This window comes from Burkholderia sp. WP42 (assembly GCF_000745665.1).
GTDB lineage: Bacteria > Pseudomonadota > Gammaproteobacteria > Burkholderiales > Burkholderiaceae > Burkholderia > Burkholderia vietnamiensis.
Genome location: NZ_JQJT01000022.1, coordinates 76,214 through 100,529, shown reverse-complemented (window position 1 = coordinate 100,529; position 24,316 = coordinate 76,214). Strand labels below are relative to the sequence as shown.

At 63.7% G+C, this 24,316-nt stretch carries 24 protein-coding genes and 1 tRNA gene; 19 read left to right on the top strand and 6 right to left on the bottom strand.

The window, feature by feature from the left end; all coding sequences use genetic code 11:
* The first annotated feature begins 138 nt into the window (after window positions 1–138).
* The 9 genes from hisA to tatC all read left to right on the top strand — a co-directional run bounded on the left by hisA (window position 139) and on the right by tatC (window position 5,129).
* On the top strand, window positions 139–894 hold the full coding sequence (hisA, locus tag EX20_RS14735) for a 1-(5-phosphoribosyl)-5-[(5-phosphoribosylamino)methylideneamino]imidazole-4-carboxamide isomerase (protein WP_011883057.1): 756 nt from the start codon (window positions 139–141) through the stop codon (window positions 892–894).
* A 106-nt stretch (window positions 895–1,000) separates the two neighbouring features.
* Window positions 1,001–1,774 carry an imidazole glycerol phosphate synthase subunit HisF gene (gene hisF, locus EX20_RS14730; RefSeq protein ID WP_011883058.1) on the top strand — a complete coding sequence of 258 codons (774 nt, stop codon included), beginning with the start codon at window positions 1,001–1,003 and terminating at the stop codon, window positions 1,772–1,774.
* Window positions 1,774–2,190 carry a phosphoribosyl-AMP cyclohydrolase gene (gene hisI, locus EX20_RS14725; protein WP_011883059.1) on the top strand — a complete coding sequence of 139 codons (417 nt, stop codon included), beginning with the start codon at window positions 1,774–1,776 and terminating at the stop codon, window positions 2,188–2,190. Before hisF ends, hisI begins: the two co-directional genes overlap by 1 nt.
* Window positions 2,187–2,552, top strand: coding sequence for a phosphoribosyl-ATP diphosphatase (locus EX20_RS14720; RefSeq protein WP_011883060.1), 366 nt, complete (start codon window positions 2,187–2,189; stop codon window positions 2,550–2,552). Before hisI ends, EX20_RS14720 begins: the two co-directional genes overlap by 4 nt.
* Window positions 2,553–2,633: 81 nt before the next feature.
* Window positions 2,634–3,026, top strand: a complete 393-nt coding sequence (locus EX20_RS14715) for a DUF4870 family protein (RefSeq protein ID WP_011883061.1) — start codon at window positions 2,634–2,636, stop codon at window positions 3,024–3,026.
* Window positions 3,027–3,054: 28 nt separating this feature from the next.
* Window positions 3,055–3,420: a histidine triad nucleotide-binding protein gene (locus EX20_RS14710; RefSeq protein ID WP_011546602.1), complete on the top strand. Its 366-nt coding sequence runs from the start codon at window positions 3,055–3,057 to the stop codon at window positions 3,418–3,420.
* A gap of 94 nt (window positions 3,421–3,514) precedes the next feature.
* Window positions 3,515–3,745 (top strand): Sec-independent protein translocase subunit TatA, encoded by a 231-nt coding sequence (gene tatA / locus EX20_RS14705; RefSeq protein ID WP_006751795.1) that lies wholly within the window; start codon window positions 3,515–3,517, stop codon window positions 3,743–3,745.
* A gap of 26 nt (window positions 3,746–3,771) precedes the next feature.
* Window positions 3,772–4,305, top strand: a complete 534-nt coding sequence (tatB, locus tag EX20_RS14700) for a Sec-independent protein translocase protein TatB (protein WP_034193994.1) — start codon at window positions 3,772–3,774, stop codon at window positions 4,303–4,305.
* Between the two features lie 41 nt (window positions 4,306–4,346).
* Window positions 4,347–5,129 carry a twin-arginine translocase subunit TatC gene (gene tatC / locus EX20_RS14695; RefSeq protein WP_011883064.1) on the top strand — a complete coding sequence of 261 codons (783 nt, stop codon included), beginning with the start codon at window positions 4,347–4,349 and terminating at the stop codon, window positions 5,127–5,129.
* A gap of 145 nt (window positions 5,130–5,274) precedes the next feature.
* Here tatC and EX20_RS14690 read toward each other — a convergent pair whose 3' ends face one another.
* Entirely contained in the window at window positions 5,275–6,483 is a 1,209-nt protein-coding gene (locus EX20_RS14690) for a Do family serine endopeptidase (RefSeq protein WP_011883065.1), read from the bottom strand.
* 21 nt (window positions 6,484–6,504) lie between these two features.
* Between EX20_RS14690 and EX20_RS14685 the strand changes: the two genes are divergently transcribed.
* From EX20_RS14685 to EX20_RS14655, 7 genes are all read left to right on the top strand, one after another.
* Window positions 6,505–7,251: a Nif3-like dinuclear metal center hexameric protein gene (locus EX20_RS14685; RefSeq protein ID WP_011883066.1), complete on the top strand. Its 747-nt coding sequence runs from the start codon at window positions 6,505–6,507 to the stop codon at window positions 7,249–7,251.
* 219 nt (window positions 7,252–7,470) lie between these two features.
* Window positions 7,471–8,091 carry a ubiquinol-cytochrome c reductase iron-sulfur subunit gene (gene petA / locus EX20_RS14680; RefSeq protein ID WP_011883067.1) on the top strand — a complete coding sequence of 207 codons (621 nt, stop codon included), beginning with the start codon at window positions 7,471–7,473 and terminating at the stop codon, window positions 8,089–8,091.
* Window positions 8,091–9,473, top strand: coding sequence for a cytochrome b (locus tag EX20_RS14675; RefSeq protein WP_011883068.1), 1,383 nt, complete (start codon window positions 8,091–8,093; stop codon window positions 9,471–9,473). Before petA ends, EX20_RS14675 begins: the two co-directional genes overlap by 1 nt.
* Before the next feature lie 21 nt (window positions 9,474–9,494).
* Window positions 9,495–10,253 (top strand): cytochrome c1, encoded by a 759-nt coding sequence (locus tag EX20_RS14670; protein WP_014722316.1) that lies wholly within the window; start codon window positions 9,495–9,497, stop codon window positions 10,251–10,253.
* A gap of 94 nt (window positions 10,254–10,347) precedes the next feature.
* The gene (locus EX20_RS14665; protein ID WP_006400565.1) at window positions 10,348–10,959 is read left to right on the top strand and encodes a glutathione S-transferase N-terminal domain-containing protein; all 612 of its coding nucleotides are present in this window, start codon (window positions 10,348–10,350) and stop codon (window positions 10,957–10,959) included.
* 71 nt (window positions 10,960–11,030) lie between these two features.
* Window positions 11,031–11,537: a ClpXP protease specificity-enhancing factor gene (locus EX20_RS14660; RefSeq protein ID WP_011883070.1), complete on the top strand. Its 507-nt coding sequence runs from the start codon at window positions 11,031–11,033 to the stop codon at window positions 11,535–11,537.
* Window positions 11,538–11,556: 19 nt separating this feature from the next.
* Window positions 11,557–11,632 (top strand) — tRNA-Thr (locus EX20_RS14655).
* 110 nt (window positions 11,633–11,742) lie between these two features.
* Here EX20_RS14655 and EX20_RS14650 read toward each other — a convergent pair.
* The 5 genes from EX20_RS14650 to EX20_RS31980 form a co-directional block, all read right to left on the bottom strand.
* Window positions 11,743–12,333 (bottom strand): DUF4276 family protein, encoded by a 591-nt coding sequence (locus tag EX20_RS14650; RefSeq protein WP_034193993.1) that lies wholly within the window; start codon window positions 12,331–12,333, stop codon window positions 11,743–11,745.
* Window positions 12,330–13,535, bottom strand: coding sequence for an AAA family ATPase (locus tag EX20_RS14645; protein WP_034193992.1), 1,206 nt, complete (start codon window positions 13,533–13,535; stop codon window positions 12,330–12,332). Before EX20_RS14645 ends, EX20_RS14650 begins: the two co-directional genes overlap by 4 nt.
* Window positions 13,536–13,910: 375 nt before the next feature.
* Window positions 13,911–14,612: a hypothetical protein gene (locus tag EX20_RS31985; RefSeq protein WP_011883092.1), complete on the bottom strand. Its 702-nt coding sequence runs from the start codon at window positions 14,610–14,612 to the stop codon at window positions 13,911–13,913.
* 322 nt (window positions 14,613–14,934) lie between these two features.
* Window positions 14,935–15,735, bottom strand: a complete 801-nt coding sequence (locus EX20_RS14635) for a transporter substrate-binding domain-containing protein (RefSeq protein WP_014722334.1) — start codon at window positions 15,733–15,735, stop codon at window positions 14,935–14,937.
* Between the two features lie 25 nt (window positions 15,736–15,760).
* On the bottom strand, window positions 15,761–16,057 hold the full coding sequence (locus tag EX20_RS31980; RefSeq protein ID WP_131753411.1) for a hypothetical protein: 297 nt from the start codon (window positions 16,055–16,057) through the stop codon (window positions 15,761–15,763).
* Between EX20_RS31980 and EX20_RS14630 the strand changes: the two genes are divergently transcribed.
* From EX20_RS14630 to EX20_RS30740, 3 genes are read left to right on the top strand one after another with little or no spacing between them, the layout of a single operon-like run.
* Window positions 16,050–19,229, top strand: coding sequence for a type VI secretion system Vgr family protein (locus EX20_RS14630; protein ID WP_034193990.1), 3,180 nt, complete (start codon window positions 16,050–16,052; stop codon window positions 19,227–19,229). The genes EX20_RS31980 and EX20_RS14630 overlap by 8 nt on opposite strands.
* A gap of 50 nt (window positions 19,230–19,279) precedes the next feature.
* On the top strand, window positions 19,280–23,842 hold the full coding sequence (locus EX20_RS14625) for an RHS repeat-associated core domain-containing protein (protein WP_034193989.1): 4,563 nt from the start codon (window positions 19,280–19,282) through the stop codon (window positions 23,840–23,842).
* Window positions 23,842–24,225: a DUF2750 domain-containing protein gene (locus EX20_RS30740; protein ID WP_072465506.1), complete on the top strand. Its 384-nt coding sequence runs from the start codon at window positions 23,842–23,844 to the stop codon at window positions 24,223–24,225. The genes EX20_RS14625 and EX20_RS30740 overlap by 1 nt, the downstream gene beginning before the upstream one ends.
* Window positions 24,226–24,316: the final 91 nt, after the last annotated feature.

Sequence of the window (24,316 nt, the reverse complement as noted above, 5' to 3'; positions counted from 1 at the left end):
GGGCGGCAAACGCCCGTCGCGCGGGGCTCGCACGCGTCTGCACCGAAAGAGTTGTACTAAACTAGCGAGACGGCGCGGCACCGGTTTGGCCGGTACGCGCCCGATTCTTTTCATCTTCCACGACGACACCCGATTGCTATGCTGCTGATTCCGGCCATCGATCTCAAAGACGGTCAGTGTGTGCGCCTCAAACAGGGCGATATGGACCAGGCCACGATTTTCTCCGAGGACCCGGCGGCGATGGCCCGCAAGTGGGTCGATCTCGGCGCCCGGCGGCTTCACCTGGTCGACCTGAACGGCGCATTCGCCGGCAAGCCGAAGAATCTCGAGGCGATCGAAGCGATCCTCGAAGAGGTCGGCGACGAAATCCCCGTGCAGCTGGGCGGCGGCATCCGCAGCCTGGAGACGATCGAGAAGTATCTCGACGCCGGCCTGTCGTACGTGATCATCGGCACCGCCGCCGTGAAGAATCCGGGCTTCCTGCAGGACGCGTGCACCGCGTTCTCGGGCAGCATCATCGTCGGGCTGGACGCGAAGGACGGCAAGGTCGCGACCGACGGCTGGAGCAAGCTGACGGGCCACGAAGTGATCGATCTCGCGCGCAAGTTCGAGGATTACGGCGTCGAATCGATCGTCTACACCGATATCGGCCGCGACGGGATGCTTCAGGGCATCAACATCGACGCGACCGTGAAGCTCGCGCAGGCGGTCGGCATTCCGGTGATCGCGAGCGGCGGCCTGTCGAACCTGACCGACATCGAGAATCTCTGCGAAGTGGAAGAGCACGGCGTCGAAGGCGTGATCTGCGGCCGTGCGATCTACTCCGGCGATCTCGATTTCGCGGCCGCGCAGAAACGCGCGGACGAACTGAACGGCGAACTCGACGACGCGTAAGCGCGCCCGTCCCGTTCGCCGGGGCCGCCACCGGGCGGCCCCGATCGGGCGTCTCGCGCGAGACGCTCGCAACCGGCCGTCCCACCGCGGCCAATGGCGCAACATCATGGCTCTAGCTAAACGCATCATCCCCTGCCTGGACGTGACTGCCGGGCGTGTCGTCAAGGGCGTCAACTTCGTCGAGCTGCGCGATGCCGGCGACCCCGTCGAAATCGCGCGCCGTTACGACGAGCAGGGCGCCGACGAACTGACGTTCCTCGACATCACCGCGACCTCCGACCAGCGCGACCTGATCCTGCCGATCATCGAAGCGGTCGCGTCGCAGGTGTTCATTCCGCTGACCGTCGGCGGCGGCGTGCGCGCCGTCGAGGACGTGCGGCGCCTGCTGAACGCGGGTGCGGACAAGGTCAGCATGAATTCGTCGGCCGTCGCCAATCCGCAGCTCGTGCGCGACGCGGCCGACAAGTACGGCTCGCAGTGCATCGTCGTCGCGATCGACGCGAAGCGCGTGTCCGCGCCTAACGAAGCGCCGCGCTGGGAAGTCTTCACGCACGGCGGCCGCAAGGCCACCGGCCTCGACGCGATCGAATGGGCGCGCAAGATGGCGGAGCTCGGCGCGGGCGAGATCCTGCTCACGAGCATGGACCGCGACGGCACGAAGTCGGGCTTCGACCTCGCGCTCACGCGCGCGGTGTCGGACGCGGTGCCGGTGCCGGTGATCGCGTCGGGCGGCGTCGGCTGCCTGCAGGATCTCGCGGACGGCATCAAGCAAGGCCACGCCGACGCGGTGCTGGCGGCGAGCATCTTCCACTATGGCGAGCACACGGTCGGCGAGGCGAAGCACTTCATGGCCGACCAGGGCATCGCGGTGAGGCTGTGATGACGACCGACACGCAATCCCTGCCTGCATGGCTGGACAAGGTCCGCTGGGACGACAACGGCCTCGTGCCGGTGATCGCGCAGGAAGCGGCGACCAACGACGTGCTGATGTTCGCGTGGATGAACCGCGAAGCGCTGGCGAAGACGATCGAGACGCAGCGGGCCGTCTACTATTCGCGCTCGCGCAAGCGCCTGTGGTTCAAGGGCGAGGAGTCGGGCCACGTGCAGCACGTGCACGAGGTGCGGCTCGACTGCGACGAGGACGTCGTGCTGCTGAAGGTCGAGCAGGTGTCGGGCATCGCCTGCCACACTGGCCGGCATTCATGCTTCTTCCAGAAATTCGAAGGCACCGTCGAGAACGGCGACTGGGTCGCGGTCGAGCCGGTGCTGAAAGACCCCGAACACATCTACAAATGACGCAATCGACCGAAGACACGCTGCTGCGCCTCGCGGCCGTGATCGATAGCCGCAAGGGCGGCGACCCCGAGCAATCTTATGTATCGCGCCTGTTCCACAAGGGCGACGACGCGGTGCTGAAGAAGATCGGCGAAGAGGCGACCGAGGTCGTGCTGGCCGCGAAGGACGTGCGCCAGGGCGGCGCGCCGACGGCGCTGGTCGGCGAAGTGGCCGATCTGTGGTTCCACTGCCTCGTGATGCTGTCGCATTTCGACCTGAGCCCGGCCGACGTGATCGCCGAGCTGGAGCGTCGCGAAGGCCTGTCGGGCATCGAGGAAAAGGCGCTGCGCAAGCGCCGCGAGCGCGAGGCGAACGGCGGCTGACGGCGGCTGACGATTCGCGGCGTGCCGCGCATGCAGCCGTGCGGTAAGCTGTAAGAATTGTCATCTGACGGGGGTAGCATCATGACCGATACGCCGAGCCAGTTTCCGACACCGTCGGTGCCGGACGCAGCGCAAGCCGAGCGCCTGAACGGCCTGCGCACGTTGACGCACGTGCTGTACGGCCTCTACGCGTTTCATTGGCTGACCGGCGGCGTGACCGGCATCATCGCGATCATCATCAACTACGTGAAGCGCGACGACGTGGCCGGCACGCCGTACGCCGATCACTTCGAGTGGCAGATCCGCACGTTCTGGCGCGCGCTCATCGCGTACGTGATCGGCTTCGCGCTGATGTTTGTCGTGGTGGGGTTTGCCGTCATGTTTGTCACGTGGATCTGGACGCTGTACCGTATCATCAAAGGTTGGCTGTACCTGAACGACAACAAGACGCTCGATCCGCAGGCCTGGCTCTGACGGTGCGCGGGCGTTTCGCAGGAGCAACATGAGTCACGATCCGAATTGCCTGTTCTGCAAGATCGCGGCGGGCGAGATCCCGAGCACGAAAGTGCACGAGGACGACGAATTCGTCGCGTTCCGCGACATCCGCCCGGCAGCCGACACACACGTGCTGGTGATTCCGCGCCGGCACCTGCCGACGCTGTCGGCGGCGAGCGAGGCCGATGCGCCGATGCTCGGCCGGCTGATGCTGCTGGTCGCGCGTCTGGCCGATCAGCTGGGCGTCGCGTACACGGGCGGCGAGACGGGGTTTCGCACGGTGATCAATACGGGCCCGGGCGGCGGGCAGGAGGTCTACCACCTGCACGCGCACATTCTGGCCGGCCCGCGCCCGTGGCAGCGGATGGGTTGACGTCGCGGGGCGTTTTCCCCGCATCGATAGTCGAAGCCGGCGCGCCGCCGGCGATTTGTGCCGCGATGCGGCGTGGTTGAGGAGAGGTTTGATCATGGGTGGATTGAGCATTTGGCACTGGCTGATCGTGCTGCTGATCGTCGCGCTGGTTTTCGGTACCAAGAAGCTGCGCAATATCGGCAACGACCTCGGTAGCGCCGTGAAGGGTTTCAAGGACGGCATGAAGGAAGGCGAAACGCCGGCCGACGCGCAGCAACTGCCGCGCACGGGCACGGTCGACGTCAACGCGAAGGAAACGACGCGTTCCGACTCGAACAAGGCGTAACGCCGGCACGCTGACAGGCATTCGCGATGCTGGATCTCGGTCTTTCGAAGATGGCGCTGATCGGCGTCGTCGCACTCGTGGTGCTCGGCCCCGAGCGCCTGCCGCGCGTCGCACGCACGGCGGGCGCGCTGTTCGGCCGCGCGCAGCGGTACATCAACGACGTGAAGGCCGAGGTCTCGCGCGAAATCGAACTCGACGCGCTGCGGACGATGAAGACCGATTTCGAGGCGGCCGCGCGCAATGTCGAGACGACCATTCACGACAACCTGCGCGAGCACGAGAAGGAGCTGAACGACACGTGGAATTCCGCGGTCGGCGGTCTTCATGAAGGCTCGGTCGATGCCGGCACGTCGGGCACCGATTCGCCCGCCGCGCCGTCGTCGTGGCGCGCCAGCACGATCGCGCTGGCGCGCAAGCGCCGCAACTGGCGTGTGAAGCAGGCGAGCACGCCGGTCTGGTACAAGCGCGCGACGGCCCGCCGCACGCACGTGCAGTCGGCCGCCGCGCGAGTCGCGCGCCATCAGCCGGCCAGCCTGCGCCGGCCGACGCGTTTCTTCTGAGCCGAGCGCATGCTCGCTCGTCAATCCTACCGAGGGCCGGCGTGAGCGACCCGCAGCAGAATCCGGGCGACGCCCCGGAAGAAACCTTCATTTCCCATCTCGTCGAGCTTCGCGATCGCATCATTCGCGCGGGGCTGGCCGTGATCGTCGTGTTCCTCGGGCTCGTGTACTGGGCGCCCGACATCTTCCGGCTGCTCGCGCGGCCGCTGATGGAGAACTTGCCGAAGGGCGGCAGGATGATCGTCACCGACGTCACCGGCTCGTTCTTCGTGCCGATGAAGGTCACGATGCTCGTCGCGCTCGTGATCGCGCTGCCGATCGTGCTGTACCAGATCTGGGCGTTCGTCGCGCCGGGCCTGTACCAGCACGAGAAGAAGCTCGTCGTGCCGCTCGTCGGCAGCAGCTACGTGCTGTTCCTGTGCGGGATGGCGTTCGCGTACTTCCTCGTGTTCCCGACCATCTTCCGCGTGATGGCGCACTACAACGCGCCGCTCGGCGCCGAGATGTCGACCGATATCGACAACTATCTGAGCTTCGTGCTCGGGATGTTCATCGCGTTCGGCGTCACGTTCGAGGTGCCGATCGTCGTCGTGCTGCTCGTGCGGATGGGCGTGCTGTCGCTGCAGAAGCTGAAGGAAATGCGGCCGTACGTGATCGTCGGCGCCTTCGTCGTCTCGGCGGTCGTCACGCCGCCGGACGTGTTCTCGCAGCTGATGCTCGCGCTGCCGCTCGTCGTGCTGTTCGAGATCGGGCTGCTGGCGGCGCGCTTCTTCGTGCCGAAGCCCGGCGAGGAACCGGAAGCGGAAAACGGTACGGCTACCTGAGCCGCGGCGCGGGCGCCAAGCGCCCGCCGAATGCGGTTTCAGGACGACGAATCCACGTCGATACAAAGCAAAAAGGGCAGCCGCTGGCTGCCCTTCGTCGTTTACCGCTGGTGCGGGCCGCAGGCTGCGACCCGCCAGCGCGCGTTCATTCGCTGTCGCTGTCCTGCTCGTCGACGGTCTGCTTCGGCGGCGGCGGGCGCTTGCCGATCACGACGTTCACGTCGAACTCCTTGCCCTTGCGCACCACGTGCACCTTGGTCGCCGTGCCGGGCTTGATCTGCGCGACGGTATTCAGCAGCTTGGTCGTGTCGGTGATGTCGTCGCCGTTCACGCTGACGAGGATGTCGCCCGGCTTGATGCCGGCCTTGTCGGCCGGGCCGCCCTGCAGCACGCCCGCGACGATCGCGCCCGACTTCTGCTGGAGCCCGAACGATTCGGCGATCTCCGGCGTGACGTCCTGCGGCTCGACGCCGATCCAGCCCCGCGTGACCGAGCCGGTCGTGATGATGCTTTCGAGCACCGTGCGGGCCGTCGACACGGGGATCGCGAAGCCGATGCCGAGCGAGCCGCCCGAGCGCGAGTAGATCGCGGTGTTGATGCCGAGCAGGTTGCCGTTCACGTCGACGAGCGCGCCGCCCGAGTTGCCGGGGTTGATCGGCGCGTCGGTCTGGATGAAGTTTTCGAACGTGTTGATGCCGAGGTGATTGCGGCCGAGCGCGCTGATGATGCCCATCGTGACCGTCTGGCCGACGCCGAACGGGTTGCCGATCGCCAGCACGACGTCGCCGACGCGCGAGCGGTCCGAACGGCCGAGCGTGATGGTCGGCAGGTCCGTCATGTTGATCTTCAGCACGGCGAGATCGGTTTCCGGATCGCTGCCGATCACCTTCGCGGTGGCCGTGCGGCCGTCGGCGAGCGCGACTTCGATCTGGTCGGCACCATCGACGACGTGCTGGTTCGTTAGAATGTAACCTTCCGGGCTCACGATAACGCCGGAGCCGAGGTTGGCGGCCGGTTCGTCCTGCTGCTTGCGGGCGTTGTTGCGATCGCCGAAGAAATAGCGGAACAGCGGATCCTTCGCGCGCGGATCGGGCGGCAACGAGCCGTCCTTGCTGGAGAACACGTTGACGACGGCGGGCATCGCCTTTTGCGCGGCTTCCGCGTACGACGTGGTCGCCGGCCCGCCGCCGATGCCCGGCGCAACTTCCCGCAGCGCGACGATCGGCGTGGCGAGCTGCTTGCCGAGCTGTCCTTGCCGTTGCAGCCATTGCGGCTTGAGCGTCACGACGATGAACATCAGCGCGAGCAGTACGGTCACCGCCTGCGCGAAGAACAGCCAGAAGCGTCTAAGCATCTGAATAGATTAGAGGTTTATATGGATCGGATCGAACTTGAATTGTACTTGAACAATACCCTTGAAACCGCGCGCTTCAAGGACTATTGCCCGAACGGCCTCCAGGTCGAGGGGCGGCGCAAGATCGAGAAGATCGCCACCGGCGTGACGGCCTCGGTCGCCTTGCTCGAAGCCGCGCTCGAATGGGGCGCCGACGCCGTGCTGGTCCATCACGGCTACTTCTGGCGCAACGAGGCGCCGCAGATCACCGGCCGCAAGTACCGGCGGCTGAAGCTGCTGCTCGCGAACGACCTGAACCTGTTCGCGTTCCACCTGCCGCTCGACGCGCACCCGCTGTTCGGCAACAACGCGCAGCTCGGCGAGAAGCTCGGGCTGATCGGCGACCAGCGTTTCGGCGACGGCGAGCTCGGCTGGATGGCCACGCTGCCGATGCCCGTCACGCTCGAGCACTTCGTCGCGAAGGTCGAGAACACGCTCGGACGCACGCCGCTCGTGCTCGGCGATTCCGACATGCAGGTGCGCCGTGTCGCGTGGTGCACCGGCGGCGCGCAGAGCTATTTCGACGCGGCGATCGACGCGGGCGCCGACGTGTTCCTGACCGGCGAGGTGTCGGAATCGACCACGCACGCGGCCGCCGAGAGCGGCGTCGCGTTCGTTGCGGCGGGGCACCATGCGACCGAGCGCTACGGCGTCCAGGCGCTGGGCCGCCACTTGTCGGAGGAATTCGATATCGAGCACCTTTTTATCGATATTCATAATCCGGTTTGAATCGCGGATTTTGCGGCGGTGCATCGAATTTTCACAATGAAGCGGGCGCTTAAAAGTGAAATGATTTAATTGCTCCGATAGTGGGGGAAAACCCTTAACTATCAATTACTTCGAAGGGATTTTCGTCTCCGGGCCTTGTAAATGGCGACTCCATTCGCGCACACTAGCGGCGGAATGCAAAGTCGTGACGGAAAATCCAACTCAGAAGTGGGGCGTGTGATGCGAGACAAGGAAGACAAACGCGTCGACAGCGGCCGCCGTACCTGGCTGATTGCGACATCCGTAGCAGGTGGCGTGGGAGGCGTAGCCACCGTCATACCTTTCGCGGCGTCGCTTGCGCCGTCCGCGAAAGCGAAAGCGGCCGGCGCGCCGGTCGAGGTCGACATCAGCAACCTGAAGCCCGGCGAGATGGTCACCGTGCCGTGGCGCGGCAAGCCGGTGTGGATCCTGAACCGCACCGACGACATGCTGGCCGACGTCGTCAAGGCCGACAAGGAAGTGGCCGACCCGACCTCGAAATCCCCCTATTCGATGCCGCTGCCCGCGTATTGTGCGAACGAGTATCGCGCGCGGGCCGATCGCAAGAACATTCTCGTCGTGATGGCCGTGTGTACGCACCTCGGCTGCACGCCAAGCCAACGCTTCACGCCCGGTCCGCAGCCGAACCTGCCGGACGACTGGCCGGGCGGCTTCCTCTGCCCGTGTCACGGTTCGACCTACGACCTCGCCGGCCGCGTGTTCAAGAACAAGCCGGCGCCTCAGAATCTCGACATCCCGCCCTATATGTTCACGTCGGCGACGACCCTCGTGATCGGCAAGGACGAGAAAGGAGAAGCGTGATGGCTGCCGACAACAACGAAGTGTCCACGACAGGTGTCACCGGCTGGATCGACCAGCGCTTCCCGCTCACGTCCACCTGGAAGAAGCACGTTTCCGAGTACTACGCGCCGAAGAACTTCAACTTCTGGTACTTCTTCGGCTCGCTCGCGCTGCTGGTGCTCGTCAACCAGATCGTCACGGGCATCTTCCTGACGATGAACTACAAGCCCGACTCGATGCTGGCGTTCGCGTCGGTCGAGTACATCATGCGTGAAGTGCCGTGGGGCTGGCTGATCCGCTACATGCACTCGACCGGCGCGTCGATGTTCTTCGTCGTCGTGTACCTGCACATGTTCCGCGGGCTGATGTACGGGTCGTATCGCAAGCCGCGCGAGCTCGTGTGGATCTTCGGCTGCGCGATCTTCCTGTGCCTGATGGCCGAGGCGTTCTTCGGCTATCTGCTGCCGTGGGGCCAGATGTCGTTCTGGGGCGCGCAGGTGATCGTGAACCTGTTCTCGGCGATCCCGTTCGTCGGCCCGGACCTGTCGCTGTGGATCCGCGGCGATTATGTGGTGTCCGACGTCACGCTGAACCGCTTCTTCGCATTCCACGTGATTGCGATTCCGCTCGTGCTGGTGGGCCTCGTCGTCGCGCACCTCGTCGCGCTGCATGAGGTCGGGTCCAACAATCCGGACGGCATCGAGATCAAGGCGAAGAAGGACGAAAACGGCATTCCGCTCGACGGCATCCCGTTCCATCCGTATTACTCGGTGCACGATTTCTTCGGCGTCTGCGTGTTCCTGATGGTGTTCGCGCTGATCGTGTTCTTCGCGCCGGAGATGGGCGGCTACTTCCTGGAGTCGAACAACTTCGTCCCCGCGAACCCGCTGCAGACGCCGCCGGAGATCGCGCCGGTCTGGTACTTCACCGCGTTCTACGCGATGCTGCGCGCGACCACCGACCCGTTCAAGATCGTGCTGATGATCGTGATCGCGCTGCTCGGCGTGCTCGCGCTGGTGCGCGCGCGCGGCAAGTGGAAGCTCGGCCTGCCGGTGCTGGCCGCGGCGATCGTCGTGTTCATGTTCCTGACCGAATCGAAATTCTGGGGCGTCGTCGTGATGGGTTCGGCGGTGATCACGCTGTTCTTCCTGCCGTGGCTCGACCGCAGCCCGGTGAAGTCGATCCGCTACCGGCCGCTGTTCCACAAGGTGTTCCTCGGGATCTTCGTCGCGGCGTTCCTGACGCTTGCGTTCCTCGGCACGCGGCCGCCGTCGCCGGCCGCGACGCTGATTGCGCAGGGCTGCGCGCTGATCTACTTCGCGTTCTTCCTCGGCATGCCGGTCTGGACGCCGCTTGGCACGTTCAAGCAGCCGCCGGAACGGGTGCGCTTCAAGCCCCATTAACGTGAGCGAGGAGAGAACGACATGAAGAAACTGCTTTCGACGCTCGCGCTGATCGGTGCGACGGCCGTGGCGCTGCTTGCGGCGCCGGCCGCGCGCGCGGAAGGTAATTTTCCGCTCGACCGGGCGCCCGATAACACGGAAAATCTCGTTTCGCTTCAGCACGGCGCGCAATTGTTTGTAAACTATTGTTTGAACTGCCACAGCGCGAACCTGATGCGCTACAACCGTCTGACGGATCTGGGCATATCCCAGAAGGAGATCGAAAAGAATCTCCTGTTCACGACCGACAAGGTCGGTAACACGATGTCCGTCGCGATGCGGCCCGAAGACGCGAAGAACTGGCTCGGCACCATGCCGCCCGACCTGTCTGTCGAGGAGCGGGCGCGCGGCCGCGACTGGCTGTATACGTATCTGCGCAGTTTCTACCGCGACGATACGCGGCCGACCGGCTGGAACAACGCGGTGTTCGAGAACGTCGGCATGCCCCATGTGTTGTGGCAGCTGCAGGGGCAGCGCACTGCCAAATTCGAAGACAAGACGAACGAGGAGACGGGCGAGAAGGTCCATACGCTCGTCGGCTTCCAGCAAGTCACACCGGGGACACTGTCGTCGCCGGATTATGATGCTGCGGTGGCCGACCTGGTGGCGTATATGACGTGGATGTCCGAGCCGGCTCAGCAGACCCGCAAACGCCTCGGCGTGTGGGTGCTGATCTTTCTCGGCGTCCTGACTTTCCTGGCCTGGCGGCTCAATGCCGCGTATTGGAAAGATATCAAGTAAACACGCCTGACCGGCGTGGGGCCGGCGCAAGGCGGAACCCGTGAAAGGGGTTGCGCCGCGTGCCGGCCCTCGGCTTTTTTGAGGAAACGCAAATATGATGGTTCTGTATTCCGGCACAACTTGCCCGTTCTCCCAGCGTTGCCGGCTGGTGCTGTTCGAGAAGGGCATGGACTTCGAAATTCGTGACGTCGACCTGTTCAACAAGCCGGAAGACATCTCGGTGATGAACCCGTACGGTCAGGTGCCGATTCTGGTCGAGCGCGATCTGATCCTGTACGAATCGAACATCATCAACGAATACATCGACGAGCGCTTCCCGCATCCGCAACTGATGCCGGCCGACCCGGTGCAGCGCGCACGCGCGCGCCTGTTCCTGCTGAACTTCGAGAAGGAACTGTTCGTTCACGTCAGCACGCTCGAGAACGAGAAGGGCAAGGCAGCGGAGAAGAATCACGAGAAGGCGCGTCTTGCGATCCGCGATCGCCTGACGCAGCTTGCGCCGATCTTCGTGAAGAACAAGTACATGCTCGGCGAGGAGTTCTCGATGCTCGACGTCGCGATCGCGCCGCTGCTGTGGCGTCTGGATCACTACGGCATCGAGCTGTCGAAGAACGCTGCGCCGCTGATGAAGTATGCCGAGCGGATCTTCAGCCGTCCCGCGTATATCGAAGCACTGACGCCGTCCGAAAAGGTCATGCGTCGCTGATGGTGCAATGAGTGCATGACGGAGCGGGCGGCGCGGCGTGCCGCGTGCCCGCTCCGGGTTCGAGGATTGTGATGCAAGAGATTTCAACGAAGCCTTATCTGTTGCGCGCGCTTTACGAGTGGTGCACCGATAACGGATACACGCCGCATATCGCGGTGAGGGTCGACCAGTCGACGCGCGTGCCGCGCCAGTTCGTGCGTGACGGCGAGATCGTGCTCAACATCAGCTTCGAGGCCACGAGCCAGTTGCAGATGGGTAACGAGTGGATCGAGTTCACCGCCCGGTTTTCCGGGAAGGCGCACAAGATCGAGATTCCGGTGGCCAACGTGCTCGCGATCTATGCGCGGGAAAACGGGCAGGGGATGGCGTTCCAGGTCGATGCGGTGGCGGGCGAGGGCGAGGATTCGGGCGTGGCCGAAGACGAGGGCACGCCGAGCGACGACGCTGCGTCGCCGTTGACGCCGGTCGCTGAAAGCGGGGCGAACGAGGAGCCGTCCGAAGGCGCCGACGAGCCGCCGAACACCGACGGCGACGGCTCGAAAGGCGGTAGCAGACCTCGCCTCAAGATCGTGAAATGAGGTAGAATCGCGGACTTACGCCGGCTTAGCTCATCTGGTAGAGCAGTTGATTTGTAATCATCAGGTGGCGGGTTCGAGTCCTGCAGCCGGCACCATATCTGACAAGGGGTTACGCGATGTTTGCGTAGCCCCTTCGCGTTTCCAATACCTCAGTGCGTCTTCAATCCGCGTCGGTGCAGTTTTTGTGCTTGGCTACGCAGCTGTGCTAGGCGGCTCGGCCAAGGTTTGCATCCCACTCGCTACAGAGTTTGCGGAACGAGCGGCACCGATCAAACGTCTGTTGCAAATCCATAAGCGCAGCGAACGCTGGCTGGTCAGTGACCGGGCCGTATGAGCCTTTGGTCATCCTAGTTCTAAGCCATCCTTTAGCGTCACGCGGGGATTCTGCATCGACAGTCAGATCAGCCGGTGCGACCGTGAGGCTGCGTTGACCGTTGAGCGATGCTGCGGCGCCGATGAACCACGCCTCAAACTCTCGCTTTGCGATCACAACGGAGACCCGGTGTTCGTCGATTTCGCGTGCACGGGCCAGCAAGGCTGTCGCCAACTCGACAGGACAATCATCGTCTGCATCGAGGAGGATCAATATCCAGCCGTCGTCCCCGCATTGCATTCGGGCGAGCTTAAGGTAGCGCGCGAACTCATCCTGCGAATTGATGAATCGATCGCGAGGTACCCTGTTCGGTCGCTCAATCTCGATATAGTCTTCTGTCGGGCGCCATTCTAGCAACCGACGCAGCAGCACGGGCAACGCACTTACCTCGCCGTAGCCTTCAACGATGGACGCAATTTTCATATTGCCCCCGGCCCAAACAGTGACGGCTGCCGTAGCTCCAATTGCTTGATCCGTTCCGGGTCCGGCTGAATCTGGCCGAGTTTGAGCAGTTCCCCGGCCGAGAACAAATGCTGTCGGATGGCTTCTCGCGAAGCGTTGTCGATCTCACCGACTTTCGTGTCACCGGCCTGCGAGACGACCGCAAGGATCTGGTTGTCACGAACGCTCGGATCGTCGAGCAGATCCGGACTGTGACTGGTCACTATGATTTGTGTTTCCGCTGATGCCCTGTTCAGAGCTTCGCGCAGTGCGGCACTTGCCGCGGGGTGCAAAGCGGTCTCCGGCTCCTCGATTCCAATAAGCGTGGGGGCGAAGTCGCGATTGCCTTGAAACAGGGCGGTCAAAACGCCTACTGCCCTGAGTGTTCCGTCGGACATGTTCTGGGCCGCGAAGCGCCACGGATCGCGCGAGCCGCGGACGTCTTGGCGAAACTCGAGGGTCTCCATCGGTCCAACAGGAATACGTCTTACTGCGTGAACCGTGGGTACAACAGTCTGAAGGTACTCTTCGACGATGCCGAGTGCGCCGGGATTCACCTTTTCGAGGTGGCCAATAACACTTGCGATGTTCTCTCCCTCGGGCTTGAGCAAGCGACCTTCTTGAGCCTTTTGCAGCTCACGCATCAACTTAGGATTAAGGTTGTAAAAGCCCATGCACGTGAGCGCGTCGAATATTGGCCGAAACGCGCTTAGGCCGGATAGTGCGACCAATGCAAGGCGGTCACTGGTCAGGGCCGGAATGGTGGTTTCGCTGCTTTGGACAACCTTACCGCGCTCAATGCGGTAGTACGGGCCTTTGCCCAGTCCGCCGCCGAGGCTGCATTCTTCCGCCAATACCTCGAACCCGCGATTTTTGACCGCGCCGATGTTGAACGCGTAGTGTGCCGGCGTACCATCTACGCGAAATTCAATCCGAATGCCGAAATGGGTCGGGTGTCCGCCAGACCGGCGCCGTACTTCGGCCCATCCCCCGCGGACATTGAGCGCCTGCTCCAGCGAGCTAGTGAGAGCGTCTGTCACGAGGTGCAGAGAGTCGACGAAGTTGCTTTTGCCGGCACCATTCGCACCGACGAGATATGTCAGTGGCCCGAGACGTACGTCGCATTCGCCGATGCTGCGATAGTTTCGCAGGACAACACGCGAAATGAAGGGCAGGTTGGTCATCGACAGAATCTTCCAAGGGTGGGGTGCTAAATCTTACCAGTCGGCACGTGCCCGCCAGTCGTCAGTGTGATGTGGCTGATGCGTTTCCAATCGTCGCCAGAACCGTGTCTGATAAGGCGCAGAAGCGCGCGGTATCTGCGGTTTTGGAAACGCGTAATCATGCTAAGTTGCTGTAATAATTGATAATTCGAGTGCTTTGTAAGCATCAGGTGGCGGGTTCGAGTCCTGCAGCCGGCACCATATTGAACGAAGGGCCGGGAGATTGATTCTCCCGGCCCTTCGTCTTTTCTGCTTCCCCGCGCGACACACGTGATTCCGGGCGCATGCTTGCTTCGCGACCCGACGCCCGCATCCCCCGATTGCCGCCGCACATCGCTAACCGACGCCGTTGCGCTGCAGCCAGTCTCGAAGGCAGTGCTTGCATACCGATGTCCCGCTTTCGAGCAGGGCGCGGCTGCGGTCGCCCGATTCCATTCGATAGATGCCTGTAGAGAGATCGATATCCGGTCCCAGCGCACGAAGAAGGAAGGCTTCGTCGAACCAGAATCTGTTTTCTGCTTTCGTTGAGATCACGACTACATTGATTAGTCGGCCATGCGGCCCCGCGTCACGCTGATCGATCAAGCCTGCCAGGGCGGGCGATGTGCGCGAACCGAACGTAATCCCGTGGATATCGCACTTGACGAGTGGACCCTCCACCGTCGCATTGTCGGCGACGACCGCCGTGTCGAACGCGCGTGACACGTGCGTTGGCGAGTCCGGTTGTTCGCCTGAACGTACGAGCAATTCATCCAGGCAAGCCGGGCAAACATGCTCGCACGCCCGGTCGAGCAACGCGAACTTTCGCAACTCGGTGACATGCGCGACGTCGTCGACATGGTTGGCGGTGACCGCATGCTCGTCCAGATCCGCGCGCGTCATCCATACGACGTGGCTGCGTTTGGGTCGATCCAGCGATACCCGCACCAATTCATCGGGCTCGAATCGTCCGCGCTCGCGAATTCGGTCGCCAATGCATTTCGCAGCGACCGTGAATGACCGCACGCGGTGCCTGGCGCACAACGTCTGAGACCTCATCTGTCGTTACCTCGTCATCCACTACTTCACGCGTGGACCGACGTCATGTCGGTTGAGGAATGCCCACGCATGTCAGCTCTTCGCCGGAACGTCGGCTCCCCCCGGCGTTGAGCACGTCCATCACGTACGTCATGCAGCTGTTGTTGGACACGTCCTAGGCACCGTCTGGGTTGTGGCGAGTGATGCGCACCATGCGCAGCGACGTGGCGGCAGCGTGTCATCGTCGGGGACGGCCGCGACCGAGTTCTCGCGCCCAGCAGGTACCAACGCGTCACCCCCTCCCCAACGCGAAGAACGTGACGCATCGCCCCCAAGAGACCGCCTACTGCGCAACCGGCACCGTCACGTCACTACCGAACCAGTGCATCGAGATCTTCTTCAACGTGCCTTCCTTGCGCAGCGAATCCAGCGCGTCGTTGATCGCCTTCTCGAACTTCGGATTGCCCTTGCGGAACGGGATCGCCATCTCCTGCTTGCCGCCGTTCAACACCGCGCCCGAGCGCAGCGGCAGGTTCGACGTCTTGATCATGTACGGCAGCATCAGACGGTCGTCGAGCGTGGCCTCGATCCGGCCCGCGGCGAGATCACGCAGCTTTTCCGGCGCGCCCGGATACGTCTGCACTTCGATGCCCGGCACGCTGCGCGCCATCTGGTCGTAGTTCGTGCCGAGCGTCACGCCGAGCTTCTTGCCCTTGAAATCCTCGAGCGACTTGAAGTTGCGCGTGTCGTCCTTGCGCTGGATCAGCTGCGCGGCCGAGTACGTGTACGGCTCGCTGAAGTCGAGCGCTTCCTTGCGCTGCGGCGTGATCGTGACCTGGTTGACGATCACGTCGAACTTGCCCGCCTGCAGCCCCGCGATGATCCCGCTCCATTCGGTCGGCACGAACTGCGTCTTCACGCCGAGCTTGCCGGCCACCGCGTTCGCCACGTCGACGTCGAAGCCCTCGAGCTGGCCCGACGTGCCGCGCGAGTTGAACGGCGGATACGTGCCTTCGAGCCCGACACGCAGCACGCCGGCCTTCTTCACGGAGTCGAGCAGATCTTCAGCGTGCGCGGCGACGGCCGTGAAGCCAAGGGCCGACGCAAGCAGCAGGCCCGACAGCAGGAACTTCGAACGTTTCATCGTGGATCTCCAGTGTTCAATGTGGTCAGAGGGTGCCGGGCATCGTCGTGCCCGAACCGGGCCGGACTACGGGCACGTAGACATTACGCGCAACCGGCCCCGACCGGAAGTCGAATTGGCCCCGATTGCAATCGATTTCAGCGAACGGAATGCGGGCGAACCGATCGTCGGCGCCATTCAGGACACGCTTAAAAGTACCCATTCGAGTCAGGGAATTTTTCCGAATCGCGCCGTAATTTGTCTGTAAAATCGCGCGAGCGAAATCGCTCAACGCGCCATCCGAGGGTGCGTCAAAAGAAGAAAAGGCCGTTGCCATGAACATGCACAACACTGTTGCCGCATTGCGCGGCGGGTTGCTTCAGCAGGACCGGCTGTTGAAGCTCGATACGCCACTGGGTGCCAACGTGCTGACCGTGCAACGAGCGGTCGGCCGTGCGCGCATCGGCCGGGCCTATGAATTCACGCTCGACGTGCTGTCGACCGACAGCGACGTGGAGCTGAAAAAGCTGATCGCGCAACCGGTCACGCTATGGATTCAGCAAGCCGACCGCAGCTACCGGCCCGTCAACGGCTACGTACACACGGCGCGGCGCCTGGGCGCCGACGGCGGGCTCACCACCTACCAGCTGACGTTCGCCGATTTCACCCATTTCCTGAAGTTCCGTCGCGATCAGCGCATCTGGAACGACACGACCGTCGACCAGATCATCAGCGACGTGCTGAACCAGCATCCGCAGGCGCGTGGGCATTTCCGCTTCGCGCTGTCGCAGCCGCTGCTGAGCCGCTCGTACACGCGCCAGCACGACACCGACTGGCATTTCGTGCATCGGCTGATGGAGAGCGAAGGCCTTTACACCACATGGCAGCAGGCCGACGACGGCAAGTCGCACACGCTCGTCATCACCGACAACCTGCAGGCGTTCGCGCCGCTGTCGCCGCAAACCGTGCGCTTCTATCGCGGCGGGGCAGCGAGCGATGCCGACGCGTTCACGCAATGGTCGGGCACGCGCACGCTGCAGAGCGTCACGCGCACGACACGCACGTTCGACTACAAGAACCCTTCCCAGCCGTCGAATCCGAAGGGCACGACGCTGCCGACGATGGCCGATCAGGGCGAATTGCCCGACCAGCTCGAAGTCTACGAGTACACCGGTGCGTACACGTACCTCGACCAGACCCGCGGCGACCATCTGACGAAGATCCGGATGGAGGAATGGGAGTCGCAGGCGAAGCGCTTCCACGGCGCGGGCGGCGTGCGTGCGATCGATGCGGGTCGGCGCTTCACGCTGTCGGATCATCCCGAACACGATCGCGATCCGGCCGACCAGCGCGAGTTCGCGACGATCGGCGTCGACTGGTGGATCGAGAACAACCTGCCGGTCGCGAGCAGCAGCGCAGACTTCCCGTACAGCCTGCGCGAAGCGTTGACGCAAGCTCAGGAAGGCTACGGGGCCGATCCGGCATTTCGCGTGCCGCACGACGACGGCTCGGTGGGCTTCTATCTCGTCGAAGTCGAAGCGCAGCGGGTGAGCGTGCCGTATCGCAGCCCGTTCGAGCACGAGAAGCCGAAGATGCATCTGGAGACGGCGATCGTCGTCGGCCCGCAGGGCGAGGAAGTCTATACGGACGAGTTGAACCGGATCCGCGTGCAGTTCGTGTGGGATCGCCTCAATCCGGGCAACGAGAACGCGTCGTGCTGGGTGCGCGTCGTGCAGTCCGATACCGGTGGCGGCTACGGCGGCGTGCACGTGCCGCGCATCGGCGAGGAAGTGCTGATCGACTACGTCGGCGGCGACTGCGACCGGCCGCTGGCGGTCGGGCGCGTGTACAACGGCGCGAACCAGCCGCAGTGGCATAGCGACGGCATTCTCTCCGGATACCGCTCGAAGGAATATTTGGGCAGCGGCTACAACCAGCTCGTGATGGACGACGCGACCGGGCAGAACCGCGTGCAGCTGATGAGCAGCAGCGCGAACAGCCTGCTGCATCTCGGCTACATCATCGACCAGAACGGCAACACGCGCGGGTCGTATCTGGGCAGCGGCTTCGATCTGCGCTCGGACGCATACGGCGCGGTGCGGGCGAGCCGCGGCCTGTACGTGACGACCCATCCGAAGGCAGCGAACAGCCAGCCGCTCGACGTGACGGAAGCGCAGCAGCAGCTCGTGTCCGGGGAGAGCCTGATCGAGGCGCTGTCGGGCGTGAGCGAGCAGCATCAGGCCGAAAGCCTGAAAGACGCGCAGGAGGCGATGCGTGCGTTCACCGATGCGACGCAGGACCGTGCATCGGGCAACGCATCGGGCGGGCGCACCGCGGGCGGCGGCACGGGGAGCGCGAACGCGTTCAAGGAGCCGGTGATGCTGTTCGGCAGCCCGTCGGGGATCGCGATGTCGACGCAGGAGTCGCTGCACATGGTCGCGAACGATCACGTGAACGTCGCGAGCGGCCAGAGCGTGCATGTCGCGGCGGGCAAATCGCTGATCGGCAGCATCGGCCAGAAGCTGAGCCTGTTCGTGCAGAACGCGGGGATGAAGCTGTTCGCGGGCAAGGGCAAGGTGGAGATCCAGGCGCAGTCGGACAACGTCGAGGTGACCGCGCAGAAGGCGGTGAAGGTTGTATCCGCAACCGACCGGATCGAGATCGCGGCCGATCAGGGGATTCTGCTGACGAGCGGCGGGGCGTACATCCGAGTCAAGGATGGCAACGTCGAAATCCACGCACCGGGCAAGATCGATGTGAAGGGCGCGTCGCATACGTTCGCCGGACCGGCGAGCCTGGGCTATCCGTTGCCGAGCGCGCGGCCCGATCAGCCGGGCCAGCTGGAGCTGTTCCACAAGTACATGAACGGCGAGGCCGTGAAGGGCGGGCTCTTCACGGTGAAGGACGTGAATGGCACGGTGCTGAAGAAGGGCGCGCTCGACAACAGCGGCTATACCGTCGTCAGCGGCTTGCCGCCGGGCGCGGTGCGCGTCGAGTTCGGCAAGGATCCGCGCGCGTCGGACCAGCCGGCGAATTACTTCAAGCAGGCGAAGTGGCCGGCCGAGCCGGTGGCGCCTTCGCCGGAAGCCGCGCAGGCGGCGGCGAGCGGACAGCTTGCGAGCCAGTTGCAAGGCATGGCGCCGGCGGCATCCACGGCGGCGATGGGGTTCGCGAGCGGCAGCGGCGCCGGCGCCGCACTTGGCGGGCTCGCGGGCGCCGCGTTGCCGGCCGCGGCGGCTGCGGTCGGCGGAGCGGGCGTCGCGTCGGCCGTGCAGACGGCCTCCAGCCTTAGTGGCGCGGCAAAGCAGGTGGCTGCAATGGTGCAGACCGCGCGCCAGGGCGGCCTGGCTGCGCTCGCCGCGCCTGCCGCAAATGCTGCGTCGGGCGCGCTCCAGAGCGCGTTGCCCGGTGTCGCCGGAGTCGCGGGCAAGGCCGCAACGACGACTGCGACGGCGTCGGCAGCGGGCGGCATGAAGCTGCCGACGAGCGGCTTCGGCGGACCGTTGAAATCCTGAGAGGGCGGCGCGTCAGCCGTCTTGAGAAAACGAATTGAACGAACCACGACATGGCACAACAACTTCCACCCGGCGCCGAGAAGGAAGAAGCCGTCACCTGGCTCAGTGACGTTTCGGCGAAGGACGTCGCGGCGGTCGGCAACCGCTTCGATGCATGGCTGCGCCGCATCAGCGGCAATCACATCACGTTCGAAGACGTGAAGACGTTTGCCGGCGCGGTGCCGATCGTCGGCAACATCATGGCGATGGTCGATGCGCTCGGCGACATCGCCGAGATCGTCGAGAAGCGCGGCGGGCAGGTGCTCGACTACATGAGCCTCGCGATCAACCTGCTCGGCATCATCCCGATTCCGCCGACGCTCGCGCCGTTCCGGATGTCGGCGCGCCCGTTGCTCGCGCTCGTGCGTCACGAGTTGCTGGCCACGCGCAGCAATCTCGGCGCGGCGATCATCTCCGTGCTGGTCACGCACGTCAACGCGACGTGCGCGACCGAGATCGAGGATTTCCTCAACAAGCTGAAGGCGGGCCTCGTCGAACTGCTGGACGGCTGCGCATCGAAATCCGAGGAGCTCATGCTCGCGCTGGCGACGGGCATGGACCGCGCGCTGCACGGGCAACTGCTCGACGCCAACGCGAACCTGAAGCGCCAGCAGCAGCTCGCCACCAAGATGGCCGACGACCGGCCGTGGTACAGCCCGAGCCGGGTCGGCGATGGCATCCAGTTCGCATACGAAGGCACCAAGGCGCTCGGCAAGCAGGTCGTCAACAAGACGGCCGGGACGATGGCGAAGCTCGCGCCCGACGCGTGGCTCGAGCCGTTTCGCGGCGCGGTGACGTTCCTGCGGACCGAGGCGCCGAAGATCGCGACGTCGATCCGTTCGCTTGCCGGCAGCGAAGAAGGCAAGATGATGTGGCTGGTGTTGCAGCTGATCGAGGCCGTCGGGCGCGTCAAGGCACGCGCGAAGCTCCATGAGCAGACGGCCGACGTCAAGGCTGCCGGGACGAGCCAGGCAAAGAAGACGCGCGGGCAGGAAGGTCTCGAGAAGACCAGCGGCCAAGCGCCGGCCGAAGGTCCGGGCAAGAGCGCGTGCAAGGCGTGCGGCATCGGCGCGTCGCCGGCTTCGATCGATTTCGCGTTCGGCGACGAAACCTTCTCGCACGTGGATTTCGATCTGCCGGGCGCGCTGCCGCTCGTGTGGGAGCGTACGTACCGTTCGCGGCTTTCCGCGTATGACGACGGCGAGCTCGGTGCGCGATGGATCACGCCCTATACGACGCGGATCGACATCGCGGACGGTCAGTGGATCTATCGCGATGCGGAAGGACGCAGCATCGAGTATCCGGCGCTGGCGGCCGGCGCAGTGCACGACGATCTGTCGGAAAACCTGACGCTGTCGCGACTCGACGACACCTGGGTGACGATCGCCTATGGCCATGACGCGCTGCATGCGTACGAGCGTCGTGGCGACGCGTTCCGGCTGGCGATGCAGAAAGATCGCGCCGGCAACACGATCACGCTCGACTACGACGCGCTCGACCGCCTTGCGCGGCTGATCGACGCGAGCGGCAACGTGCTCGCATTCGAGCACGACCGACATGGCCGGATCGTACGGATCGAGCATGTGCTGAAGGACGGTGCACGCCGGACGCTGGCGAGCTACGAGTACGACACCGCGGGCGACCTCGTGCGCGCGGTCGATCGTCATGGCAATGCGCGGACGTATCGGTATCACCGTCACCTCGTGACGCGCTACACCGACCGCACCGGCCGCGGGATGACGCTCGAATGGGATGGCGCGGATGCCGACGACAACGCGAACGCGAAATGCATCCGCGAATATGCCGATGACGGCAGCCTCGATCTGCGTCTCGCGTGGAACCCGAATATCCGCCTCACCTACGTGACCGACGCGCTCGGTCATATGACGCGCTACTACTTCAACATTCATGGCTACGTGTACCGGATCGTCTATCCGGACGGCAACCAGGAGTGGTTCCGGCGTGACGCGCATCACAATCTGGTGATGCATATCCGTCAGGACGGCAGCGTCGAGCGGCGCGAGTATGACGCGCGCGGCAATCTTGTCGAGCACGAACGCGCGGACGGCAGCGTCGTCGAAATGGCCTACGACGACAAGGACCAGATGATCCGGCTCGTCGATCCGAACGGGCACGTGTGGCAACGCAAGTACGACGATGCGGGCAATCTCGTCGAAGAGATCGATCCGCTCGAGCGCTCGACGAAGTACGCGTACAACGACAAGGGGTTGCCGACGCAGATCACCGATGCGAAGGGCGGCTCGAAGGCGCTCGAGTACAACGATGCCGGGCAGGTCACGAGCTACACGGATTGCTCCGGCAAGAAGACGGAGTGGCGGTACGACGATATCGGCCGCGTGATCGAGACGAAGGACGCATCCGGCGGCGTGATCGCTTATGCATACGGCGCGAGCGGCCAATTGAGCGAGATTCGCTCACCGGCCGGTGTCGAGCACGTGCAGTACGACGCCGAAGGCCGATTGCTCGCGCATACCGATCAGCTCAATCGGTCGACGCGCTATGGCTACGACGCGGTGGGCCGCATCGCGAGCCGCGCGGATGCGCTCGGGCAGACGATCGCTTACCGCTACGACCGCCTGGGACGTTTGACGGCGCTCACCGATGCGAACTTCGCGACGTACCAGTTCCACTACGATCCGGCGGGGAGGTTGATCGAGGAAGTCGCGTTCAACGGCAAGTCGACGCGCTATCAATACGATCCAGACAGCGGCAGCCTCGTATCGATGGACGAAGCGGGTTGCGTGACGTCCGTCGACGTCGATGTGAACGGCCGTCTGCTGAAGCGCGTCGCGGGGGACAGCGAAGAGCGGTTTGCGTATGACCGCAGCGGCCGGTTGATTGACGCGGTGAATCGATACAGCCGCGTGCAGTTCTTCTTCGATCCGGTCGGCAATCTGGTGCGCGAGCATCATGCATACGACCTGTTCGGCGAACAGCGCAGCTACGTGTGGCATCACGACTACGACGAACTCGGCAACCGGCGTCGGAGCGTGCGGCCGGACGGGCATGTCGTGGACTGGCTGATGTACGGCTCGGGGCATGTGCACGGGATGTTGCTCGATGGCGAGGAGCGCGTGCAGTTCGAGCGCGACGATCTGCATCGCGAGACGGTGCGCGTGCTGTCGAGCAAGGTGGGGCAGCGCACGCACTACGATCCGGCGGGGCGCGTGCTGCAGCAGACGATTCAACGGTCGACGGCGCCCGCGCCACTGGTCGAGCGGCGGTATCGCTATGACGCGGTGGGACAACTGTCGCGAATCGAGGACAGCCGCAAGGGCGGGACCGACTATCGGTACGATCCGGTCGGACGGTTGGTCGAGGCGATCAGTCCGGTGGCGAAGGAGCGCTTCGCGTTCGATCCGGCGAGCAACATCATCGATCCGGTGCGGACTGCCGAGACGCCGGCATCGCGTCCGAGCCCGGTGCGGCCGGAAAGCACGTTGCCGGTCGAGGTGCCGAAGGTGCTGGGCAACCTGCTGAAGGCGTATGCGGGGATGCACTTCGAGTACGACGCGCGCGGGAATTTGGTGCGCAAGCGGACGCCGGTGGGCGAGCAGCAATACGAGTGGGATGAGTTCAATCGCTTGCTGTCCGCGCGTGTTGCGGAGACGTCTCGGCAGAGCGAGGCGCGGTATTTCTATGACGCGTTCGGCCGGCGTATTGCGAAGGAGGTGAACGGCGAGCGGACGGTGTTCGGTTGGGATGGTGACACGCTGGCGTACGAGAGCGACGGCGAGCGCGGTACGCACTATCTGTACGAGCCGCGGACGTTCGTGCCGCTGGCGCAGTATGTTGCGGAGCCGGTGGAGGGTATTGCGACGCCGCAGTGGAAGAGCACCGATCGCTATGTGCCGGAGGAGGATCCGCTACAGAAAATGCCGGAGCGGCGGGGCGACGCGGCAGTGTTTTACTACCACTGCGACCAGATCGGGACGCCGCAGTTGCTGACCGATGACGACGGTGACGTTGTGTGGGAAGCGTCGTACAAGGCGTGGGGTGAAGCGCGGGAGGTGATCGCGCGCGCGTCGAAGGCGACGGGGATCGTGGCGAAGAATGCGCTGCGGTTTCAGGGGCAGTGGGGGGATGATGAGACGGGGCTGCATTACAACCGGTATCGGTATTACGATCCGGGTAGTGGTCGGTTCGTTAGCAAGGATCCGATCGGGCTTGCGGGCGGGATCAACGTCTATCAATATGCGCCGAATCCGGTCGAGTGGATCGATCCATTAGGGCTCGCGTCGAAGCTTGCGTGTCCGATATGCTGTGATGGCTCACATGGACGCTCGAACAAGCAGGAAAGGCTGAAAGCACTAGCGGACGACCCACTGCAGCCCAGATGGGTGAGGGGCTGGGTTCGGAACGAAATGAGGCACATCGACACTGGAAATCGTACGTCGGTTAGATTGCCTGGCAACTCACGTAATTCTAGAACTCCCGGCATGGAGCTCGCTCACGGGCGCGGGACGGAAGCAAAAGATGGCTATTGCTATAGGCATTCCGAATTGCAAGATGCTGTCCTCCATAAGACCCAACATCAGGTTGGAGGATATTGATGAAACCTCATCCGAAGAAGATCGAGAACGTTCTGCGACTCGATACCCAGGCGCGATGTGATTATTTCGTCCGGAAGGTTGCTGACTCAGAAGTTGTCTGGGGCTTATTCGATACTGGATGGGCGACCGGCACCTCGGATGGTCATACGGTGATTCCGTTTTGGCCGGAAGAGGACTTTTCGGCAATGTGTGCCAGTAACGAATGGAAGAACTTCCATCCTAAAGCGATTGCCCTAGACGAGTTCATGTCGCGATGGTTACCCGGGATGGAGACGGACCGAAGACTATGTGCTGTGTTCCCCGGGCCTGAAGGCAAAGGGCAGCTACTTTCGCCACTGGAACTTCTCGAATTAATCAAGCAGGAGCTTAAGCAATACGAATGAATCAAACTGCCTAATCATGCGATGCTGGGTCGGACCTGCACTATAATCGGCACCGGTACTACGATCGGACCTATCCGCGATTTCGTGGGCG

Coding starts and splice junctions, on each gene's coding strand:
- hisA (WP_011883057.1), top strand. CDS start 139: ATGCTGCTGATTCCGGCCATCGATCTCAAAGACGGTCAGTGTGTGCGC.
- EX20_RS14675 (WP_011883068.1), top strand. CDS start 8,091: ATGGCTGCCGACAACAACGAAGTGTCCACGACAGGTGTCACCGGCTGG.
- tatB (WP_034193994.1), top strand. CDS start 3,772: ATGCTGGATCTCGGTCTTTCGAAGATGGCGCTGATCGGCGTCGTCGCA.
- EX20_RS31980 (WP_131753411.1), bottom strand. CDS start 16,057: ATGTTCATGGCAACGGCCTTTTCTTCTTTTGACGCACCCTCGGATGGC.
- EX20_RS14630 (WP_034193990.1), top strand. CDS start 16,050: ATGAACATGCACAACACTGTTGCCGCATTGCGCGGCGGGTTGCTTCAG.
- EX20_RS14710 (WP_011546602.1), top strand. CDS start 3,055: ATGAGTCACGATCCGAATTGCCTGTTCTGCAAGATCGCGGCGGGCGAG.
- EX20_RS14715 (WP_011883061.1), top strand. CDS start 2,634: ATGACCGATACGCCGAGCCAGTTTCCGACACCGTCGGTGCCGGACGCA.
- EX20_RS14650 (WP_034193993.1), bottom strand. CDS start 12,333: ATGAAAATTGCGTCCATCGTTGAAGGCTACGGCGAGGTAAGTGCGTTG.
- EX20_RS14625 (WP_034193989.1), top strand. CDS start 19,280: ATGGCACAACAACTTCCACCCGGCGCCGAGAAGGAAGAAGCCGTCACC.
- hisI (WP_011883059.1), top strand. CDS start 1,774: ATGACGACCGACACGCAATCCCTGCCTGCATGGCTGGACAAGGTCCGC.
- EX20_RS14720 (WP_011883060.1), top strand. CDS start 2,187: ATGACGCAATCGACCGAAGACACGCTGCTGCGCCTCGCGGCCGTGATC.
- EX20_RS14660 (WP_011883070.1), top strand. CDS start 11,031: ATGCAAGAGATTTCAACGAAGCCTTATCTGTTGCGCGCGCTTTACGAG.
- EX20_RS14690 (WP_011883065.1), bottom strand. CDS start 6,483: ATGCTTAGACGCTTCTGGCTGTTCTTCGCGCAGGCGGTGACCGTACTG.
- hisF (WP_011883058.1), top strand. CDS start 1,001: ATGGCTCTAGCTAAACGCATCATCCCCTGCCTGGACGTGACTGCCGGG.
- EX20_RS14670 (WP_014722316.1), top strand. CDS start 9,495: ATGAAGAAACTGCTTTCGACGCTCGCGCTGATCGGTGCGACGGCCGTG.
- EX20_RS14635 (WP_014722334.1), bottom strand. CDS start 15,735: ATGAAACGTTCGAAGTTCCTGCTGTCGGGCCTGCTGCTTGCGTCGGCC.
- EX20_RS14685 (WP_011883066.1), top strand. CDS start 6,505: ATGGATCGGATCGAACTTGAATTGTACTTGAACAATACCCTTGAAACC.
- EX20_RS14665 (WP_006400565.1), top strand. CDS start 10,348: ATGATGGTTCTGTATTCCGGCACAACTTGCCCGTTCTCCCAGCGTTGC.
- EX20_RS30740 (WP_072465506.1), top strand. CDS start 23,842: ATGAAACCTCATCCGAAGAAGATCGAGAACGTTCTGCGACTCGATACC.
- EX20_RS14645 (WP_034193992.1), bottom strand. CDS start 13,535: ATGACCAACCTGCCCTTCATTTCGCGTGTTGTCCTGCGAAACTATCGC.
- tatA (WP_006751795.1), top strand. CDS start 3,515: ATGGGTGGATTGAGCATTTGGCACTGGCTGATCGTGCTGCTGATCGTC.
- petA (WP_011883067.1), top strand. CDS start 7,471: ATGCGAGACAAGGAAGACAAACGCGTCGACAGCGGCCGCCGTACCTGG.
- EX20_RS31985 (WP_011883092.1), bottom strand. CDS start 14,612: ATGAGGTCTCAGACGTTGTGCGCCAGGCACCGCGTGCGGTCATTCACG.